Below are 21,508 nucleotides of genomic sequence, written 5' to 3'. Positions count from 1 at the left end.
GTTTGATAATATTTCTCAATAACATTTTAATTAAAAGGGAGCTGCCATTGACAGCCCCCTTATTAATTTTATATTTCTTAAAGTTTTCCTACTAAATCAAGACTTGGAATTAATGTATCTTCACCTGGTTGCCATTTAGCTGGACATACTTGATCTCCATGTTCTGCAACGAATTGAGCTGATTGAACTTTTCTTAATAAGTCCTTAGCATCTCTTCCTATTCCTAAATCGTTAACTTCGTAAGCTTTAATTTCTCCATCTGGATTAATTATGAATGTTCCTCTTAAAGCAAGACCTTCTTCTTCTATCATAACCTCAAAATCTCTAGCAAGAACTCCTCTTGGGTCAGCTAACATTGGGTATGTTACTTTAGCAATTTTTTCTGATGTATCAGCCCATGCTTTGTGTACGAAATGTGTATCACATGATACTGAATATATTTCACATCCTACTTTTTTAAACTCTGCATAGTGGTCTTCTAAGTCTTCTAACTCAGTTGGACATACAAATGAGAAATCTGCTGGGTAGAATACTACTGCTGACCAGTGTCCTTTTAAATTTTCTAATGAAACTTCTTTGAATTCACCTGTTTGGTAAGCTTGTACTTTAAAATCTGAAACTTTTTTATTTATTAATGACATAATTAATTCCTCCTAATTTTTCTCTCTATTTTTTTATATCTATTTTATATCTAATTTTTATATTTATTCTTATTTATTTTTAGTTTTAAATTCCGTTGATTAATTAATCAAATAATCTTTATGTACTAATAATAGTTCTTATTTAGTTTGATGTCAATACTTAATTGAAAATATCTTTCAATTAGATGTAAAATTCTTTGTTCATATATATTTCCTTTTATTATAAATATAAACTTCTATTAACAGTGTTATACATTAGAGATTATTTTATCTCAGTTAACCTAAGCTATCTTGTAAAATTCTTGATTTTTCATAATATTTATTTTTATAATTTAGTTTAGTGTGAACTACTCACCACTTAGCTAAAGCTTGAAGTGGGAGAATTCTCTCAAATTAAGTTAAAATCTTATTTACTTCTAAATATACTATTATCTTTAGAAAAATGAATAATTCTCCATAAAATTCACATTAATAAAGTATAGAATTAATTTATAATTTTATGAAATTAAATTTAACAAAACTATTTAAAAACAAAGGAGGATTATTCATATGAATAATTTTGATTTTTATAACCCAACAAAGATAATATTTGGTAAGGATAGATTAGCAGAGCTTGATAACGTAGTTCCAAAGAATGCCAGAGTTCTTATAACTTACGGTGGTGGTTCTGTTAAAAGATTCGGTACTTTAGATAAAGTTATAGCTTCACTTAAAGGTAGAAAAGTTTTTGAATTTGGTGGAATTGAGCCAAATCCACAATTTACTACATTAATGAAAGCTATAGAAATAGTTAAAAATGAAAAAATAGATTTCTTACTTGCAGTTGGTGGTGGTTCTGTTATGGACGGAACTAAGTTTATATCACTTGCTACTTGCTACGATGGAAATTCTGAAGATATATTAACAAGCCCAAATAAAAGACAATTACCATTCACAAATGCAATAGCACTTGGAACTGTTTGTACACTTCCTGCAACTGGTTCAGAAATGAATGCCGGTGGAGTTGTTTGTATAGGAGATGCTAAACTTTCATTTGGAAATCATTTAGTATTCCCTAAATTCTCATTTGTAGATCCAACTCTTACAATGACACTTCCAGATAAGCAAGTTGCTAATGGAATCATAGATACATTTATACATGTATGTGAGCAGTATGTAACTTACCCAGCTGAGGGAAGATTCCAAGATAGAACATCAGAGGGAATCCTTCAAACTCTTATAGAAGTTGGACCAAAAACTCTTGCTGACAAAGAAAATTATGATATGAGAGCAAACCTTGTTTGGTGTGCAACTATGGGACTTAATGGTCTTATAGGTTCAGGAGTACCTCAAGATTGGTCATGTCATATGATAGGACATGAACTTACAGCTATGTTTGGACTTGACCACGCTGTAACTCTTGCAATACTTCAACCAGCAATTTGGACAATAAGAAAAGATAAAAAACAACCTAAACTTGTTCAATTCGCAGAGAGAGTTTGGAATATCACAGAAGGAACAGATTCAGAAAAAGCTGACATGGCAATTGCTAAAACAAGAGCTTTCTTTGAAAGTCTTGGAGTAAAAACACACCTTTCTGATTATAATATTAAAGAAGAACAAATCGAAGATATAGTAAAAGCTTTAGAAACTCATGGAATGGTAGCTTTATCAGAAACAGGTGACTTAACACTTGAAGTAAGTAGAGAAATTCTTAAAAACGCTTTCTAATATAGCACATCTTATATAGTTTTGACTTTTGCTAAGTATATTGGTTCTTCAAATAATATATCTAGGGAGGAATTAACATTGCATTTAGAAAAAGAATTGAACGTATACCTTGCAAACCAAAGTGTACTTCATACAAAACTACATAATTTACATTGGTATGTATCAGGGGAAGGATTTTTTACAATCCACCTAAAATTAGAAGAACTCTATACAGCTATGGCTACAGAAATGGATGCTGTTGCAGAACTTCTTCTATCATCAGGTTTTAAGCCAGTAGCTTCATTAAAAGCTCAGCTTGCTATAACTACTATCAAAGAACTTGCAGATACAAAAGTTAGTGCAAGAAAAGCAATGGAAACTGTTTTAGCAGATTTTACACTAATGAAAGATGATGCTAAAAAAATAGCTACTCTTGCTGATAAAGATAAAAAACAAGCTATTGTAGACTTAATGAGTGGCTATGTTGCTGGATTTGAAAAAGATATTTGGATGCTTAATGCATACCTTGGATAAATAATTTTAAGCAGTCGTATAATTTTTATACGACTGTTTTTTATTGTATAATGTAGAAGTTATTTTAAACTTCGGAGGTAAACAAATGAAGAAGCCAGTTACTATACTTATAACAGCGCTTATATCAATAGTCCTATCTTTTGTGATATATAGATTTATGACTATAAAATTAATTGACCTTATGTACTTTAATCAAGATTATTTAATTTGGGTGTATCTAGGATTTAATATTGTCCAAGCCATCTTAACCTTTATAATTTTATTTTCTATATTAAATAGAAAAATTAATAAAATTAGTATTTTTGCTATAGGTGTACTTTATTTAATAACACTTGTTTTTGTTCTATTTGTAAGACAAAAAGGTGTACAGGGCTATGAATTTAATTTAGTTACAGACTACTATCAATGGACTGCTAATAGCACTAATATTCTTATTGCACTTATGAATGCAATATTATTCTTACCACTTGCTTATATATTTAAAAGAGCAAAATATAGCATAGGAATTATTTCAGGAATCATTATAATTACTCTATGCGAAATAGCTCAGTATATATTCTCTCTTGGTATATTTGATATTGGAGATATTGTATTAAATAGCTTTGGTTTTATTGTAGGAATTATATTATTCAAAATAATATGCCCAAGAAAAGCTTTTACATAAAAAAATCTACCTATCCTCTTCTAAGGTTAGGTAGATTTTTTTATTTTAATTATCTAATTTGTCCATTTCCATAAATAATATACTTACTTGTTGTAAGCTCTTTAAGCCCCATAGGACCTCTTGCATGAAGCTTTTGTGTACTTATTCCTATCTCTGCACCAAAACCAAACTCGCTACCATCTGTAAACCTTGTTGAAGCATTAACATAAACTGCTGCTGCATCAACTCTTTGAAGGAACTTTTCTGAGTTAAAATAGTTAGTTGTGACTATTGCTTCTGAATGTCCTGTTCCAAATTTATTTATATGTGCTATAGCATCGTCTAAACTATCAACAACTTTTACTGAAAGTATAAAATCTAAAAATTCTGTATTAAAATCTACTTCTGTTGCATCAACTATATTCTCTACTATTGCTTTAGTTCTTGCACACCCTCTAATTTCAACACCTTTATCCATTAACTCTTTTAAAGCTATTGGAAGGAATTTTTCTGCTACATCTTTATGCACAAGCATTGATTCTGCTGCATTACAAACTCCTGGTCTTGAAGTTTTAGCATTTATAATTATATTCTTTGCCATCTGCATATCACACTCTGCATCAACATATATATGACAATTTCCAGTACCAGTTTCAATAACTGGCACTGTAGCATTTTGAACTACTGCTTTTATAAGCCCAGCACCACCTCTTGGAATTAAGACATCAAGATAATCATTAAGTTTCATAAACTCACTCGCTGTTTCTCTTGAAGTATCTTCTAAAATTTGAACTGTTCCCTCTAAAAGTCCAACTTCTTTAACTGCATCTTTTATAATCTCAACTATTTTCAAGTTTGAATTTATAGCTTCTTTTCCACCTCTTAAAAGTACTGCATTACCAGTTTTCAAGCAAAGTGCCGCTGCATCAGCAGTTACATTTGGTCTTGATTCATATATTATTCCTACAACTCCAAGTGGAACTCTTTGAACTCCAATTTTAAGCTCATTCATCATCTTTTTCATAGAAGTAACTTCCCCGATTGGATCATCAAGTTTTACTATATGTCTAACACCCTCTGCCATTGCCTCGACTCTCTCTTTAGAAAGTTCAAGTCTATCAACTAAAGATTCTTTAGTTCCTTTTTCCCTTGCAACCTTAACATCTTTTTCATTCTCTACAAGAATTTCATCACATCTCTCACAAAGCTTATCTGCTATATTTAAAAGTGCCTCATTCTTTTTAGCTGTTGCTGTTATTCCAAGTTCATAAGCTGCTTCTTTTGCAAGTTTACCTTTAACTATTAATTCACTCATATTAATTCTCCTTTCTACCAATAAATAATGTTCCTACTTTTCTATCTTCAATTAAAATATCTCTAAGTATTGCAGGATTCTCACCATTTGCAAGCACCATACTAATACCTTTATTAACTACTTTTTCAGCTGCTGAAATTTTAGTTCTCATTCCACCAGTTCCAAGTGATGAACCAGCATCTCCTGCACAGCCTCTAACCTCATCAGTTATTTCCTCTATCTCATTTATAAGCTTTGCATTCTTATCTTTTCTTGGGTCCCCATTATAAAAACCATCTATATCAGATAATATAACAAGTAAATCAGCACTAGTTAAAAGTGAAACTATCGCTGATAAATTATCATTATCTCCAAAATTACATATATTCTCTATCTCATCTATAGAAACCGTATCATTCTCATTTACTATCGGAATTATTCCTTGTTCAAGCAATGTATCAAATGTATTACAAACATTATCTCTCATTCTTTCATCTTCTATAACATCTCTAGTTAAAAGAACTTGTGCAACTAAATGCCCATACTCTGCAAAAAACTTACTATATATATTCATAAGGTGACATTGACCAACAGCAGCTGCTGCTTGCTTTCCTTTAGTAGTAGTAGGCTTTTCTTTAAGACCCATTCTACTAATTCCAACTCCAACTGCCCCTGAAGAAACAAGTATCATTTCTTTCCCCATATTCTGAAGGTCAGATAAAACTCTTGCAAATTTTTCTATGCTCCCAAGATTTATATTTCCATTCTTATGTGTAAGGCTTGATGTCCCAACCTTTACAACTATTCTTTTTGCATCTTTTATGCTTACTGCCATTACTCTATTCGCCCCTTCTTATCTGTATTTTATTAATATTTATTATACCCTATATGTATTTCTTCTATCTATATAATCATACTTTAGAAAGTATAAATTTCATAATCATTAGTTACCTTTTAGTGCCTTGATAAATTTTTAGTATTAATATAAGCTATTTATAGAAGATAAATTATATACTGAAATAAAAAAACTTGGGGGTTAATATGTATAAATTAATAGCAATAGATATGGATGGAACTCTTTTAAATAGTAAGAAGGAAATCACACAAAGAACTAAAGATGCAATAAAAGCAGCAAGAGAAAAAGGTGTTTATGTAGTTTTAGCATCTGGTAGACCACTTGAAGGACTTTTAAAATCACTAGACCAATTAGAACTTATTACAAAAAATGATTATGCTTTAAGTTATAATGGATGTCTTGTGCAAAATGTAGCTACAAAAGAAGTAATCTCAGATATTACTTTAAAAGGTTCAGACCTTATAGACCTTTTAGCTCATAGTAAAGAAGTAGGAGTTAACATACATAGTTTCTCAAAAGATAGAGGACTTATAACACCTAAACATAGTAAATACACACAAGTTGAAGCTGATATAAATGATATAGATATAAATATTGTTTCTCATGATAATATAAATCCAGAAGAAACAATAGTTAAAGTTATGATGATTGATGAGCCAGAAGTTTTAGATGCTGCAATGGCTAAACTTCCAAAAGAACTTTGGGATAAATATAGTGTAGCTAAAAGCACACCTTTCTTCCTTGAATTCTTCAACAAAGAATCAAACAAAGGACTCGCACTTGATAGACTTGTAAAGCACCTTGGAATTACAAAAGAAGAGGTTATAACTATTGGAGATGCAATGAATGACTTCCCAATGATTGAATATGCAGGAATGGGAGTTGCTATGGGTAATGCAGTACCTGAAATTAAAGCTGCTTCACAGTACATCACAGATACAAACGATAATGATGGAGTTGCAAAAGCAATAGAAAAATTAGTTTTAGGATTATAATATTTAATTCTGAGTTATAAATAAAAAACCTGTGGATAACTTTTATGAAAAGTTGTCCACAGGTTTTTATTTTTTATAAATCTTTTTTTATTAAAATCACAGCTGGTAAAATAATATACGCTATTGCTGCAACTATAAATCCTAATATTGTTAATGCACTCATAGTTATCACCTCATAAACTTTCTTATAATATTGTTCCAAATCTTTTAAGATAAAGTTTCTTAGCTCCTTGTGTTAAGAAGAAGTAAGCTATTATTACAAATACTATAAATATAAAGAAGTATGGTGTAAGTTTAACCATTCCGATTGTATGTCCAAAACTTGTGTATGGTAAGAACCATCCAATAAGAAGTGAAACTACAATTGAAATATTAAGCTGCCATGATGCATTACTTTGAAGGAATGGAATTTTCTCTGTTCTAAGCATATAAAGAACTAGAACCTGAGTTGTAAATCCTTCTATAAACCATCCAGTTTGGAAAGTTGCTGCTGAAGCAATAGTAGTACATCCAAATCCAAACCACATAAGTGCAAAAGTACAAATATCAAATATTGAATTTGTAGGTCCAAATACAACCATCATCTTACCAATATCCTTAGCATCCCACTTTCTTGGTCTTGCAATAAGCTCCTCGTCTACATTATCCCAAGGTAAAAATACTTGTGTGATATCATAAACCAAGTTCTGAATTAAAAGCTCAATAGGAAGCATAGGTACAAATGGTAGGAAAATACTAGCCATAAGAACACTTATAGCATTTCCGTAATTTGAACTAGCTGTAATTTTAAGATATTTAGTAGTGTTTGCAAAAACTTTTCTTCCCTCAATAATACCTTCTTTAAGAACCATTAAATCCTTCTCTAAAAGTATTACATCGGCAGCATCTTTCGCAATATCAACTGCTGTATCAACTGAAATTCCAACATCTGCTTCTTTTAAAGCGATTGAATCATTTATTCCATCACCCATGAACCCAACTATCTTATCACCGTTTCTTAAAACTCTAACAAGTCTAGCTTTTTGAAGTGGATTAAGTTTTGCAAATATGTTTGTTTTCATAGCAACTCTAAATAATTTATCATCATCCATTTCTTCCATTTCTGGACCAAGAACAATATTAGTTATTTCAAAATTTAACTGCTCACAAACTTTTCTTGTAACAAGTTCATTGTCTCCTGTTAAGATTTTTACATCAACCCCATAATATGCAAGAGCTTTCAAAGCCTCTTGTGTGCTCTCTTTTGGTGGATCTAAAAATCCTATGAATCCAACTAAAATCATGTCGCTCTCATCTACCGGTGCAAATCTTTTTTCAGGGTCTTGGTCATTCTTAATAGAAACACCAATAACTCTCATACCTTCATTATTAAGCGCTCTGGCCTCTTTTCTAATTTTTGATAAAATCTTATCATTAATCTCAAGAATTTGACCATCAACCTCAACATATTTAGATACTGAAAGCATCTCCTCTAATGCACCTTTTGTAATAATTTTTGCTTTATCTGTAAACTCATCTTTTATTACAACTGACATTCTTCTTCTTGTAAAATCAAATGCTATTTCATCTACTTTATTAACTTTACCTTGTAACTCTTTATCAAAGTTTTTTTCTTTAGCAAGGTCCATAATAGCAAAATCTATAACATTCTGAAGTCCACTTTGAAGTGAACTATTTATAAATCCGTACTTTAGGACATTATCACATGTTTCACCATTTATATTAATATGTGCTTCAACTGCTATTTTATCATCTGTAAGTGTTCCTGTTTTATCAGTACAAAGAATTTCCATTGAACCAAAGTTTTGGATAGCACTTATTTTTTTAACAACAGTTTTCTTCTTAGACATTTTAATTGCACCTTTTGCAAGGTTTTCTGAAACTATAGTTGGAAGCATTATAGGTGTTAATCCAACTGCTACAGAGGCTGCAAACACTAATGAATTCAAGAAACTTTTTGTTTGATACCAATCAATAATAAAAACTAAAGGTACCATAATAAGCATAAACTTTAAAAGCATAGATGAAACTTTTTTAACACTTTTCTCAAAGCTTGTTTCCTCATCAATATCTGCCATTGAGCTTTGCATAGCTCCAAAATATGTGTGTTCTCCAACTCCAATAACTATTGCAGTAGCAGTACCACTAACAACATTTGTACCTAACAGACAAATGTTTTCATAATTTCCAGCCTCTTTACCTACTATATTATTCTCAACTTTCTTTTCAATTGGCTCAGATTCTCCTGTTAAAGCTGACTGACTTACAAAAAAGTTTTTACAATTTATAACTCTTAAATCTGCTGGAATAATATCTCCTGTTGTAAGTTTTATAATATCCCCTACAACTATATTAAGCATATCTACTTTTTCATATTCACCATTATTTCTTTTAATATTACAAGTAGTAGTAATAAGTTTTTTAAGTGAGTCTGCTGCTTTTTCTGACTTATATTCCTGAACAAATGAAATAATCCCACTTGTGAATATAAGAATTCCTATAATTATTACCTGTGACCAACTTTCTTGAGCTTTTGGCACAAATACAACATTAGTTAGATATGTAATAATTCCTATAATTAAAAGGACTAATACAAACGCATTCGCAAAAGATTTAAAGAGTTGTACCACTACTGGAACTTTCTTCTCTTCTTTTGTATTATTCTTTCCGTACTGACTAGCATTTTTAGAAACTTGTTCTGGCTTTAAACCATTCTCTGATGTAGTGAACTTTTCACATAGTTCTTCTTTAGATAAATTAGTGTTTCTTTGTAGATGTTTTACAACTCTATCAAAACCCTCTCTATCAAACTGTTTTTTAGCTTTATCTTTTTTCATATGCGATCCTCTCCAATCATTTTTTTTGGTTTGGTCACTTTATAAACATAAATTGAGTCTATAAAATAACAGAGGAAATGTCTGCATATAAAAACAGCCTTCTGTTCTAAAATTTAATTATTCAGTTTTAAATTTATCAATGAACCTAGGTCATTTTCATAGACATTTCATTCACATAGAATCGCTACTTCTATGCAGTTCTCTTATGAACTTCTTATGTTTTCACATAAGCGTAGACTATCTTACCACCTGCTACTATAAAAGTAGTTAGGTGTCCTCCACTTCCACTATCAATAACTTATAGTGTACTGGCATTACGCCATAGTCGTTGAAGTTTCCTCTATTCGAGGCTTACCTGCTGATTGTCTATTTTCCTTACTTAACCTATTAAGTAATTTAAGTAGTACAGATATTACTACTTTGGACTAGCACTTAGGATTTAACCATATGCTATCCAGCTAATTTTTTTTACTTTCGTAACATTCACACCTAGATATATTTCAACCTTATGTTTTAGTTTAGCTAGCTTTAAGAGTTCCCAGCAATTCAAAGGATTTTGTGTAAGTACAAAATACTTACAACTCAATGCTCTTTACGAACACGGGAGACTTACAGCTTTAATTAATTAAATTTTTGAACCTAATTAACTGCTTGCCTCCAATAAAAACTTGTGAAAATTTTACTATCGAAGTTAATTTAATAACCTTGAAAAACTTTGCTAAATGCTAAGTCACACTAAATTATACTATTCTTATCAAAATATTGAAATTGAGTGAATATAACACATTAGCATATATAACTTATTAATATTATAAATTAGAAACTCATTTTCTAATTAGATTTCTATATTTCTTTTTTTTGCCATTTAATTTCAATAAAATAGCAATTAATGAATTATATTTTTTATATTTTATCAAAAAAAATTCTCTAAATTCATTAATTTAATTTTTCTTTAAAAAAGCAAAAAATACTAGAATTGAAATCTAGTATCTTTTATGTTTATGTATTAGCAATTTTACCTCCATCTACATGAATAGTAGTCCCTGTAGTATATGAACCTGCTTGACTAGCTAAAAAGACATAAGGTTCTACAATTTCAACTGGTTGTGCAACTCTAAAGAACTCTCTATTCTCTGCAAACTTTTTAACATCCTGTGCACTAAATGATGAAACTATAAGAGGTGTCCAAACTGGTCCTGGGGCAACTGCATTAACTCTAATTCCTTTATCAGCTAAATTAAGTGCAAGTGACCTTGTAAAACTAGTCAAAGCTCCTTTTGTAGATGAATAATCTATAAGTTTTTCATTCCCTCTATACGCAACTATAGAAGTTGTATTAATTATAGAAGACCCAAGTTTCATATATGGAATAACTGCTTTTGAAAGATAAAATGCAGAAAAAATATTAGTTTTAAAAGTTTTTAAAAGTTGCTCCTTTGTAATATCACAAATATCATATTGTGGATACTGAACTGCTGCATTATTTATAAGAATATCAACTGTCCCAAACCTCTCCACACATTGATTCACTACTTCTTTACACATATCCTCTTCTGTAATATCTCCTCTAACCAAAAGACACTCTCCACCTCTACTTTTTATAATACTTTCTGACGTATAAACTCTATAATTCCTTATAAATGCTTTATAATTTTTATAGTTCTATTTCCTTTTTCATTGAATCTAGTTTCACTCTAAAGCTACTTCTATTTGATATAATTCTCCAAAGGCTTAAATTCGACCTCGTCATTGCCTACATATTAGCTTAATCTTTTAATTTGATTTTTTAAGCTAATTTATACATTGCTAAGTTAAAACTTGCATTTTTATCTCTATCCATTATAAGATTACACTTATCATTTATACATATATAAGTCCTATCTTTTAGTTGCAAGTCTTTTTTTATAGTTCCACAACAAGAACACATTTTACTGCTTGGAAAGAATCTATCTGCTTTTACAAACTCAATACCTTTCCACTTACATTTATGACTAAGAATAGTTATAAACTTATTGAAACATTGCTCTGAAATTGCTTTAGCTAAGTATTTATTTTTCATCATACCCTTAACATTTAAATCTTCTACAACAACTCTGCTAGGCTTGGTTTTCACGATAGCATTTGTGCTTTGATGTATATGATTTAATCTAATATCTGCAATTTTTTTATGAACAAGTTTAATTTCTTTTTCAAGTTTTATGATATTTTGAGTTTTAATAAGTTTTTGACCTTTTTCAAAAACTTTGCCATCCTTCAACATATCATATTTTCTTGAAACTTGTCTTTATAGTCTTTTAAGTTTCTTATTTAATCTTCTCATTTCTTTAGATTTGTTAATGTTTTTAAAAGTTTTTTCAAAATTAGAAACTATTGCTAAATTCTTAATGCCTAAATCTACTCCTACACTTTCGCCTGTTAGTTCTTCCTTTGTATTATCTTCACACTCAAAAGCAAGTGCTAAATACCAAAACTTTCCGTTATGTTTTATTCTAGGATTTAAGACTTTAATTTCATCTTTTTTATAGTTTCCAACTGGTAGTCTATCTTCATCTTTCATTTTTACATAACCTATCTTTTCTAACCTGATATAGTTATCCTCAACAACAAATTTATTGTTTAGGTGAAAGAATGAGGTTTGACATTTGCCTTTTCTTTTAAATTTAGGATAGTCAGATTCTTTTTTGAAAAATCGTTGAAACGAATCTCCTAAATCTTTAAGTGCTTGTTGTGGTATCTCCGAAGAAACTTCTTTCAACCACTTGTATTCTTCTGATTTTCTAATCTCTGTAAAGACTTTTCTTAAATTTCCTATTGATAGAGATTTTTTATTTTCTTCATAATAGTTATTTAAATAATTTAGTCCCCAATTATAAGAAAACCTAGCTACACCAGCACTTTTCCACATTAACTCTTCTTGTTTTTTAGTAGGATATAGTTTTACTTTAATTGCTTTAATCATTATTAGCCAACTCTTTAATCATAGCTTTAGTTTTCTTTGCTCTCTTTCCTTGAAGCATACAACTAAATACTGTGATTATTTGAATTAAATCTTCTACAACCTCTTGTTCCTCTAACTTTTCAGTATTATCAATAACTTCTAGTTCAACAGATTTAAAGTCACATATATTTTCTATAAGTTCAAATCCAAATCTAACTAATCTATCTTTATACAATACGACAACCTTAGAAACTTCATCTTGTAAAATAAGTTGAATTAATTGATTAAGCCCTTTTTTATCATAATTTATACCACTACCAATATCGGTTATTATCTTAAATTGATAACCTTTTGAAATTAAATAAGTTCGTACATTTTCAACTTGTCGTTCTAACGCTTCTTTCTGTTTAGCACTAGAAACCCTACAATATCCTATAACTAACCTCTCTTTATTACTAATCTCTCCATAAAACTCTTTAAGTTGTTTTTCTGTATAATATCTATATCCAGTATCAGAATCAACTACTTGTGGCTTTAACTTTCCATTTTTATCCCAGTTACGGAGTGTTTGTTGTGTTTTATTAATTTTTTTAGCAAACTGACCTATCGAATATTTTTTCATTGCGACCACCTCCTACAAATATAATAACACATCTGTATTAGAAGTCTATAAAAATTATAAAGTATTTACATTTAATTATAAAGTTTATATCCTTTTACCATATAACGCTACTTATATGATGTCATTTCGATTACTCTAATGACCACCTAGTTTCCTAGAGTGCAAAGACTATTTCTTCACCTACACCATTATGTGTTTAGGGCAGACCTTTTCTTCCCTCAATCACTTAGGGCTTTACTCGGTATCTCAACCGATAGTCGTTGAAGTTTCTCCATATCTTTTGACTTAGGAGCTTACCTGCATGAACAAGGATTGTTTATAAACACTTAGGATTTAACCATATATTTATCCTTACGTTTTTTCTACTTTCGTACCGTGATATAGTGCTTTCGCCCATATTGTGGTGTAAGGCTTTACCCATTACCTGCAATTAAATCTGTGTCCTATGCTAATTTCTCAACATACGCAGCTTTATAGTTTATATTTTTATAATCTTTTTATTACGATTTATAAACTATTTGTTACTGTTTTGTATGCATCTACATCTTCATTTAAATATGAAATTACTACTTTTGCACCTTCTCTAACATAGGCAATCGCAACAGCTCTTCCAATTCCACTATCTCCACCTGTTATAATTGCAACCTTGTCCTTTAATCTATTACAAGAATAATCATAACCTTCCATTTCATAAATAGGCAGTGGTATCATATCTTCCTCTATTCCTGGTTGAATACTTTGGTGTTGTGCTGGCAAATCTTCAATAAATTTATCTACTAAGTCCATAAAATCATCCTCTCAAATTATATTTACTAGTATTATGGACTTTTTCAAAGGAAAATATAAAAAAACCATTATATAACTTACTCTTAACCTCAAAAGTAAATTTATATAATAGTTTTTATCTTAATATAAGTCATTTCAAAGTAACACATTGAAATATACGTCTTATCTTCTAGCATCCATAGAAGTCTGGAAATGATTTATCTGTGTTGGCCTTTGCATATTCATCTAGACCTTCCTTTAAATCTTCCATTTCATTTTCTAATTCCTCTAAACTTTTCTCTTTTAACTCTGATTCAAGTTCTTTTATCTTACCGATTTTCATTTTCAATTCCTCTCCGCTCATAACGTACGCCTCCTAAGTTGAATACTTCTCTATATTACAACATCTCTAAATAAAGACAAGTTCCTTAAAATATCATTTTTGCTAGTACAAATTAAATTTACTATTACTGAAAATCAATTTTTTGTCACCTTGCTTTGTATTTTTTTAACAATTTTAGCCATTAGTATATAAGGTAATATTTTTGATACCCCAAGTGCTACTTTATTAAAAAATCCTGGAACTACAATTGCCTTATTTTTCATAAGTCCCTTGTATCCTATCTTTGCAACATCATCTGATGACATAGCATTGCTTAAATCTTCTTTCCCTGCTTTTGTGCAAAACTCTGTTTTAGTTGCACCAGGGCATAATGTTACAACACTAATTCCATAATCTTTTACCTCTTCTCTAATCGCTATAGATAAAGATAGAACATAAGCCTTACTTGCATAATAAACACCTATCATAGGTCCTGCCTGAAAGGCACCTGTTGATGCTACATTTAAAATCTTTCCACATTTATTTTTCTTCATATGATTTATAGCAAGATATGAAAATCTAGTTAAAGCTCTCATATTCACTTCCATTATATCCTCATGCTTCTCCCATGAAATACTTGGAAATTCACCATTAAAACCAGCACCTGCATTATTTATTACAACATCAACCTGTGGAAAACTTTCCTCAATACTTATCCACAGACTTTCTAATTTATCTCTATCTGAAATATCTGCTATATATATAGTAGTTTTTATATTAGACCTATTATCAAAATCTTTTTTTATCGTATCTAACTTTTCTTTATTTCTTCCAACAAGTATTAAATCATAATTATTACTCGCAAATATTTTTGCAAAAGATAATCCAATTCCACTTGTAGCACCTGTAATTAAAACTTTTTTTTTCATTTTCTACTCCTCTATACCTTAATATTAATTATATTAAGTTTATTATTTTTTGAATGATATAGAAATATAAACTTTCAATAATTAAACTTTTTTCTATTTTCTTTTAAATACCAAAAAAATACAAAGCAATTACAGTCAAGATTATTAAATTTAAATATGTAACCTTTTAATTCCTTAAAAACTATAATATAACAAAATAATGTTATAAACTTTAACAAATTAGTGTTTTTTTAGGATGTTTGGTTAGAAAAATCGTAATAATTTTATGTAAATGTTTAAATCCTTATTGTGCTATACTTTTTAGCTTGTTATAATATGAAAGTATTATTTGTGGAAACTTTCACTTTATAATATGGGAGGGTGAGGGCTACAACATTAACAAGGAGAAAAAATGAATAGAATTTTTAAACTGAAAGAACATAACACAAATGTTAAAATCGAGCTTATGGCTGGATTGACTTCTTTCTTTGCAGCAGTTTATATTGTTGTAGTTAATGCTAGTATTTTAAGTGATGGAGGAAAAGGGATGCAACCGCTAATTATAGCGACTGTTCTAGCATCAATAGCAGGTTGCCTGTTAGTTGCATTCATAAGTAATGCACCTCTGGTTATTATGCCAGGTATGGGAATCAATGCTTTATTCACCTACACAATAGTCCAAACTATGGGACTAAGTTTTGAACAAGCACTTACAGCAGTAATTGTTTCAGGTATATTATTTACTATTATTGCGGTAACTCCAATATCAAATTTACTTGATAAAGGAATACCACATTCACTAAAGGCAGCAATAACTGTTGGAATAGGGTTATTTATAACATTCCTTGGTCTTCAAAAAGCAGGACTTGTTATAGCTGATAAAACAACTCTTGTAAAAATGGCTAGTCTTGGACAAGCGCATATATTAGTATTTGTTTTAACACTAATTCTTATGGTTATATTATTTATAAAAAAAGTTCCTGGAAACTTCCTTATCGGAATAATCTTTGGAACAGTATTATCAATAATTCTTGGAGATACAAACTTTAGTACAGCAGGTTTTGCGGTGCCAAGCTTCTCTGATTACGGTTCTGTATTTATGCAATTTGATTTTAAAGGAATGGCAAACATGAACTTCTGGGTTGCAGTATTCTCACTAACTCTTGTACTTGTATTCGAGAATGTTGGTCTACTCCATGCACAAGTTAACGGAATGCTTGATGCACCACATAAAAATAAAAAAGCACTTATGTCAGTTGCTCTTTCTACAATAGCTTGTGGAATATTTGGTACTAGCCCTTCAGTTTCAACAGTTGAAGGACAATCTGGTATAATTTCAGGTGGTAAAACTGGATTAACAGCTGTTTTTGCAGCCTTCTTCATATTACTATCATTATTCTTTATACCAACAATAACACTTATACCAAATGCAGCAATTGCACCAATACTAATAATAATTGGATCACTTATGATGGCTAACATAAAAGAAATAGATTTTTCTGATTTCTCAGAGTCATTCCCAGTATTCATATTATTTATATTAATACCTTTAACATTTAGTATTGTTGATGGTATGGCATTTGGATTTATACTTTATCCAATCACAAAAATATGTGTAAAAAAAGGTAAAGAAGTTCCAATTCCTACGTATGTAGTCTCAGGAATTTTCCTAATCTACCTACTAATGCACGCATTCAATATATAAGAAAAAGCCTACTAATTTTAAAATTAGTAGGCTTTTTCTATATCTATATTATATTCTACTTAGTTTCCAAGAAACATTTTCATATCATCTTCTACATTTGTAATTCCACCAATACCAAAGTTTTCAACTAAAACATTAGCAACATTTGGTGATAAGAATGCTGGAAGAGTTGGTCCAAGATGAATGTTTTTAACTCCAAGATGTAATAATGAAAGCAATACTATTACTGCTTTTTGCTCATACCAAGCTATGTTATAGCTTATAGGCAACTCATTAATATCTGTAAGTTCAAATATCTCTTTAAGTTTTAATGCTATAAGAACAAGTGAATATGAATCATTACATTGTCCTGCATCAAGAACTCTTGGTATACCACCAATATCTCCAAGATTTAATTTATTATATTTATACTTTGCACAACCTGCTGTTAAAATAACAGTATCCATTGGAAGTTCTTTTGCAAAATCTGTGTAGTAGTTTCTTGATTTAGCTCTACCATCACATCCTGCCATAACAAAGAATCTTTTTATAGCTCCAGATTTAACTGCATCTACAACTTTATCTGCTAAAGCAAAAACTTGTGCATGTGCAAATCCACCAATGATTTCTCCTGTTTCAATTTCAGTTGGTGACCCACATTTTTTAGCATGCTCAATTAATATAGAGAAATCTTTTACTCCATTCTCATTAGCCTCAATATGTTTCATACCTTCATAGCCTGCTGCCCCTGTTGTATAAACTCTATCTTTGTAACTATCTTTTGGAGGTACTATACAGTTTGTAGTCATAAGAACTGGTCCATTAAAACTTTCAAACTCCTCTTTTTGTTTCCACCAAGCATTTCCGTAGTTTCCTACAAAATGACTATATTTTTTAAATGCTGGATAATAGTGAGCAGGTAACATTTCACTATGAGTATAAACATCTACTCCTGTCCCTTCAGTTTGAGCAAGTAATTGTTCCATATCTTTAAGGTCATGACCTGAAATTAATATTGCAGGATTATTTTTAACTCCTATATTAACCATTGTCATTTCAGGGTTACCATAGCTAGTTGTATTTGCTTTATCAAGAATAGCCATTCCATCAACACCAAGCTTACCCATTTCAAGAGCCATTCCTGTAAGAACTTCACCTGAAAGTGAATCATCCATTGTAGCTACAAGCATTTTTTGCATTTCAAGATTGATATTTGCATTATCATATCCAAGTGCACTTGCATGTTTAAGATAAGCACAAAGTCCTTTTGAACCATAAATTATAAGTTCTCTTAAACTTCTAATATCTTCATTTTCTGTTGAAAGAACACCTACTGATTTAGCTTTCTCTAACATTTCTTCTTTATTAGCACCTATCCATATTGCAGCATCTACTAAATTATCTACATTACCACCATTTATAACAACTTCATTTTTAAGTTCATCTCTAAGTTTTATAGTTTCTTTAACTCTTTCTATAAATACTTCATTATCAAAATTGGCATTTGTAATAGTTGTAAATAATGATTCTACAATATATTTATTTATAAACTCTTTAGTTATCCCTACCTCACTAGCTTTTACTGTAACCATGCAAAGTCCCTTAGTCACATATACTAATAAATCTTGAAGCCCTGCAAGTTCTGGGCTCTTACCACAAACTCCTCTTACAGTACAAGCAGAACACCCTGCTGTTTCTTGACATTGAAAACAAAACATTTTTTTCTCCATAATAATCTCCTTATCCATTCATATAATTTATATTAATAAACTATCAAAAGATATTTTTTATCCTTTGAGCTTTAAATTTCTTCTTTATGGCTTTATAATATCAGGTTATCTCATTAAAGTCGGTAACTAATGTTACCAACACTACAATTCACTATAGATTTTCTATGAACAAATCTTCACTAAAAATTTACGTATATTTATGCAACTTTTAGGTATTTTATGCATAAATATGTTGATTTACATTTTTTTCTAATATATAATATTTTTAAGAGTTACGTTAATTTTAAATTTCGAGGGGGAATTAAAATGTTAAATAGTTTAAATACAACTGAAAAAAAAGCTTATTCAGCTTCAGATATATGCAAATTTATATTACCATCATTATTAGGAGTTTTACTTTTTATGGTTCCTATAAAAACTGCTGATGGAATAACAATACCAGTCGCATTCTTATCTGGTTTTATAACTACTTCATTAGAATCTTATTTACCACTTATACTAACTATAATGATTACAACAATAGCAATATTATCTACGGTTACAAAATTTATTAAACCAAGTTTTATAATAAACAATAAAACTTTATATTCACTTTTTAACACATCAAATATTTGGTATTCAGTAAGAATAATTGGTGCTATATTTGCACTACTTACATTCTTTGGAGTTGGGCCCGAATTTATAATTAGTGAAAATACATCTGGGCTTTTACTTACAGGACTTCTACCAACATTATTTGGAGTTTTCCTTTTTGCCGGATTATTCTTACCACTACTTTTAAACTTTGGACTTTTAGAATTCTGTGGAACTATGCTTACAAAAATCATGAAACCTTTATTTGGACTTCCAGGAAGAGCATCTGTAGACTGCTTAACATCTTGGATAGGAGATGGAACAATCGGAGTTATCTTAACTTCAAGACAATATGAAGAAGGGCATTATACAGAAAAAGAAGCTTGTACTATAGGTACTGCATTCTCAGCAGTTTCTATTACTTTCAGTTTTATTATTATTTCTCAAGTTGGACTTCAACATATGTTTGTACCTTTTTATATTACAATTACGTTTGCAGGAATTATAGCTGCTATAATACTTCCAAAGATAGGTCCTTTAAAAAACAAATCAACAAAATATTATAATGATATGGAACCTCAGTCATCTGATTTAATTCCAAAAGGTCATACTTCATTTAGCTATGGACTTGAACTTGCAGTAACTAAAGCTAGTACAAGTACTGGTTTAAAAGGATTTATTTCCGAGGGAATACATAATGTCCTAGATATTATGGTCGGAGTACTTCCAGTAGTTATGGCTATGGGAGGAATTGCTCTTATCCTTGCTGAGTACACACCAATATTCAAAATACTTGGACTTCCATTTATCCCATTATTCTGGCTTTTAAATATTCCACATGCTAGCGAGGCTGCTAGTACAATACTTGTTGGATTTGCAGATATGTTCCTACCTTCAGTTATAATAGCTCAAGATGGAATTGCAGAAATCACAAAATTTGTAGTTGCTTGTGTATCAGTTACACAACTTATATATATGTCAGAGGTTGGAAGTGTTATTCTTGGTTCATCAATACCAATAAATATAAAAGAATTATTTATAATATTTATACAAAGAACACTTATAACGCTACCAATAATTGCGATAATCGCACACATATTATTCTAAAAGAAAATGCTACCTCAACTTTGAGGTAGCATTTTTTATCTATTATCTTCTTGCATGATTAAACATTGGATCAACCATATTATATTCATATGTCATTCCATTAACTATTCCTACCACCTTCTCACTATCATATAAATCTAGTAAAAACCCAGCCATCTCACTAGCTGTATGGAATTTTTTCATATGCTCTTTATAACTAAATTCTTTAGTATCAAGTGCATTTATAGCAAACTCAGTTTCAGTAGCTGCTGGTGCTAAAACTTTAACCTTCATTTTTGAACCTCTGAACTCAAGCTCTTTTGCAATCCCCTCTGTAAAAGCACTAACATAAAACTTTGTAGCACAATAAGTTACATTATCACCTATCATTGTATAACCACCTGCTGATGATATATTTATAAGTTGTGTTCCCTCTACATTCTCATAATCTTTAATATATAAAGTTGATAAAACTGTTAAAGCCTCAATATTTAAAGCTATCATATTATGTATTTTACTTAAATCAACATCTGCAATTGTAGCTCTATCTCCAAACCCTGCATTATTAATCCAAGTTTCTATATCTAAACTTTTTAAATCTTCATATAACTTATAAACATTCTCTAATTTCCCAAGGTCTGAAACTTTGATAATAACATCAAGTTCTTTATTTATCTCTTTTACTTCTGATTTTAAGCTTTCAAGTTCTGCTTCTCTTCTTGCAACAACAACTAAGTTTTTACCTCTCTTAGCAAACTCCTTAGCTGCTTCTCTACCTATCCCTGTACTCGCTCCTGTTATAACTGTATATTTCATTTAAAATTCCTCCTTAGTGTTCTTATATTTCATTTTTCCTATTCGTTATTCTAAATATACACCTTAGAGTGAACTCTAAGTCAATATCTTTTTTTTATTATTTTTTTAAACTATAATAGCATCATACAAAAGAAAAGATACGAGGTGAAAATCAAATGTACTCAATTAAAGAAACTTCAGATATAACTAATGTTAGTTCATATACACTTAGATACTACGAAAAAGAAGAGATATTATTTCCAAATCGTGATGCACAAGGAAATAGAACTTATTCAGACAATGATATTAAATGGATTAAGTTTGTTGTAAGACTAAAAAATTCACAAATGCCTATCTCAAAAATAAAAGAATATACAAGATTATTTAAAGAAGGTGAGCATACAAGTAATCAAAGACTTGCTATCCTGCAAGAACAACAAGAAAATATTCAGCATCAATTAGCGCTATTAGATATCGTTAACAAGGAACTTGAATATAAAATTCAAAATTATAAAGAATTAATAAAAAAACACCCTGTTAAATAGAGCTAAATTCTATCTAACGAGGTAATTTTTTAGTATCTAGTAAAGCTTATT

Annotated in this window: 18 protein-coding genes and 1 pseudogene; 7 read left to right on the top strand and 12 right to left on the bottom strand. The window is 30.1% G+C overall.

Annotation, left to right across the window (positions count from 1 at the left end):
- Positions 1–77: 77 nt before the first annotated feature.
- Positions 78–641 carry an alkyl hydroperoxide reductase subunit C gene (gene ahpC / locus Q0V24_RS06250; RefSeq protein WP_297518957.1) on the bottom strand — a complete coding sequence of 188 codons (564 nt, stop codon included), beginning with the start codon at positions 639–641 and terminating at the stop codon, positions 78–80.
- A 549-nt stretch (positions 642–1,190) separates the two neighbouring features.
- Here ahpC and Q0V24_RS06245 point away from each other — a divergent pair.
- The 3 genes from Q0V24_RS06245 (at position 1,191) to Q0V24_RS06235 (ending at position 3,528) form a co-directional block, all read left to right on the top strand.
- Positions 1,191–2,351 (top strand): iron-containing alcohol dehydrogenase, encoded by a 1,161-nt coding sequence (locus Q0V24_RS06245; RefSeq protein ID WP_297518959.1) that lies wholly within the window; start codon positions 1,191–1,193, stop codon positions 2,349–2,351.
- A gap of 78 nt (positions 2,352–2,429) precedes the next feature.
- Positions 2,430–2,864 carry a DNA starvation/stationary phase protection protein gene (locus Q0V24_RS06240; RefSeq protein ID WP_297518961.1) on the top strand — a complete coding sequence of 145 codons (435 nt, stop codon included), beginning with the start codon at positions 2,430–2,432 and terminating at the stop codon, positions 2,862–2,864.
- A gap of 85 nt (positions 2,865–2,949) precedes the next feature.
- Positions 2,950–3,528, top strand: coding sequence for a VanZ family protein (locus Q0V24_RS06235; RefSeq protein ID WP_297518963.1), 579 nt, complete (start codon positions 2,950–2,952; stop codon positions 3,526–3,528).
- Positions 3,529–3,577: 49 nt separating this feature from the next.
- Here Q0V24_RS06235 and Q0V24_RS06230 read toward each other — a convergent pair whose 3' ends face one another.
- Together Q0V24_RS06230 and proB are read right to left on the bottom strand one after the other, a co-directional pair.
- Positions 3,578–4,822, bottom strand: a complete 1,245-nt coding sequence (locus Q0V24_RS06230; protein WP_297518965.1) for a glutamate-5-semialdehyde dehydrogenase — start codon at positions 4,820–4,822, stop codon at positions 3,578–3,580.
- Position 4,823: 1 nt separating this feature from the next.
- On the bottom strand, positions 4,824–5,636 hold the full coding sequence (gene proB, locus Q0V24_RS06225; RefSeq protein WP_297518967.1) for a glutamate 5-kinase: 813 nt from the start codon (positions 5,634–5,636) through the stop codon (positions 4,824–4,826).
- A gap of 206 nt (positions 5,637–5,842) precedes the next feature.
- On the opposite strand from proB, the gene yidA reads away from it, so the two are divergent.
- The gene (yidA, locus tag Q0V24_RS06220; RefSeq protein ID WP_297518969.1) at positions 5,843–6,652 is read left to right on the top strand and encodes a sugar-phosphatase; all 810 of its coding nucleotides are present in this window, start codon (positions 5,843–5,845) and stop codon (positions 6,650–6,652) included.
- A 185-nt stretch (positions 6,653–6,837) separates the two neighbouring features.
- Here the strand turns inward: yidA and mgtA are convergent, their stop codons facing one another.
- The 7 genes and pseudogenes from mgtA to Q0V24_RS06185 form a co-directional block, all read right to left on the bottom strand.
- A complete protein-coding gene (gene mgtA / locus Q0V24_RS06215) occupies positions 6,838–9,489 on the bottom strand; it encodes a magnesium-translocating P-type ATPase (protein ID WP_297518970.1) in 2,652 nt (883 codons plus the stop codon).
- Positions 9,490–10,488: 999 nt separating this feature from the next.
- Positions 10,489–11,091 (bottom strand): SDR family oxidoreductase, encoded by a 603-nt coding sequence (locus Q0V24_RS06210; protein ID WP_297519064.1) that lies wholly within the window; start codon positions 11,089–11,091, stop codon positions 10,489–10,491.
- 184 nt (positions 11,092–11,275) lie between these two features.
- Positions 11,276–12,448, bottom strand: a pseudogene (locus Q0V24_RS06205) (RNA-guided endonuclease TnpB family protein).
- On the bottom strand, positions 12,441–13,049 hold the full coding sequence (locus Q0V24_RS06200; RefSeq protein WP_297518971.1) for an IS607 family transposase: 609 nt from the start codon (positions 13,047–13,049) through the stop codon (positions 12,441–12,443). The pseudogene Q0V24_RS06205 and the gene Q0V24_RS06200 overlap by 8 nt, the downstream one beginning before the upstream one ends.
- 507 nt (positions 13,050–13,556) lie before the next feature.
- On the bottom strand, positions 13,557–13,835 hold the full coding sequence (locus tag Q0V24_RS06195; protein ID WP_366938271.1) for an SDR family NAD(P)-dependent oxidoreductase: 279 nt from the start codon (positions 13,833–13,835) through the stop codon (positions 13,557–13,559).
- 169 nt (positions 13,836–14,004) lie between these two features.
- Complete coding sequence (locus tag Q0V24_RS06190; protein ID WP_297518973.1) at positions 14,005–14,178, bottom strand: hypothetical protein; 174 nt, start codon at positions 14,176–14,178, stop codon at positions 14,005–14,007.
- A 113-nt stretch (positions 14,179–14,291) separates the two neighbouring features.
- The gene (locus tag Q0V24_RS06185) at positions 14,292–15,065 is read right to left on the bottom strand and encodes an SDR family oxidoreductase (RefSeq protein WP_297518975.1); all 774 of its coding nucleotides are present in this window, start codon (positions 15,063–15,065) and stop codon (positions 14,292–14,294) included.
- Between the two features lie 391 nt (positions 15,066–15,456).
- Here Q0V24_RS06185 and Q0V24_RS06180 point away from each other — a divergent pair, with 391 nt between their 5' ends.
- A complete protein-coding gene (locus tag Q0V24_RS06180; protein ID WP_297518977.1) occupies positions 15,457–16,749 on the top strand; it encodes an NCS2 family permease in 1,293 nt (430 codons plus the stop codon).
- A 59-nt stretch (positions 16,750–16,808) separates the two neighbouring features.
- Here Q0V24_RS06180 and hcp read toward each other — a convergent pair whose 3' ends face one another.
- On the bottom strand, positions 16,809–18,458 hold the full coding sequence (gene hcp / locus Q0V24_RS06175; protein ID WP_297518979.1) for a hydroxylamine reductase: 1,650 nt from the start codon (positions 18,456–18,458) through the stop codon (positions 16,809–16,811).
- A 306-nt stretch (positions 18,459–18,764) separates the two neighbouring features.
- On the opposite strand from hcp, the gene Q0V24_RS06170 reads away from it, so the two are divergent.
- A complete protein-coding gene (locus tag Q0V24_RS06170; protein WP_297518981.1) occupies positions 18,765–20,138 on the top strand; it encodes a YjiH family protein in 1,374 nt (457 codons plus the stop codon).
- A gap of 42 nt (positions 20,139–20,180) precedes the next feature.
- On the opposite strand, the gene Q0V24_RS06165 is transcribed toward Q0V24_RS06170, so the two are convergent.
- Positions 20,181–20,933 carry an SDR family NAD(P)-dependent oxidoreductase gene (locus tag Q0V24_RS06165; protein ID WP_297518983.1) on the bottom strand — a complete coding sequence of 251 codons (753 nt, stop codon included), beginning with the start codon at positions 20,931–20,933 and terminating at the stop codon, positions 20,181–20,183.
- 155 nt (positions 20,934–21,088) lie between these two features.
- Here Q0V24_RS06165 and Q0V24_RS06160 point away from each other — a divergent pair, with 155 nt between their 5' ends.
- Positions 21,089–21,457: a MerR family transcriptional regulator gene (locus Q0V24_RS06160; RefSeq protein WP_297518985.1), complete on the top strand. Its 369-nt coding sequence runs from the start codon at positions 21,089–21,091 to the stop codon at positions 21,455–21,457.
- The last annotated feature ends 51 nt before the right edge of the window (positions 21,458–21,508 follow it).

This window comes from uncultured Clostridium sp., from assembly GCF_947039605.1.
In the GTDB taxonomy this organism is placed as follows: domain Bacteria; phylum Bacillota; class Clostridia; order Clostridiales; family Clostridiaceae; genus Sarcina.
This window is presented reverse-complemented; position numbering and strand designations above follow the sequence as displayed.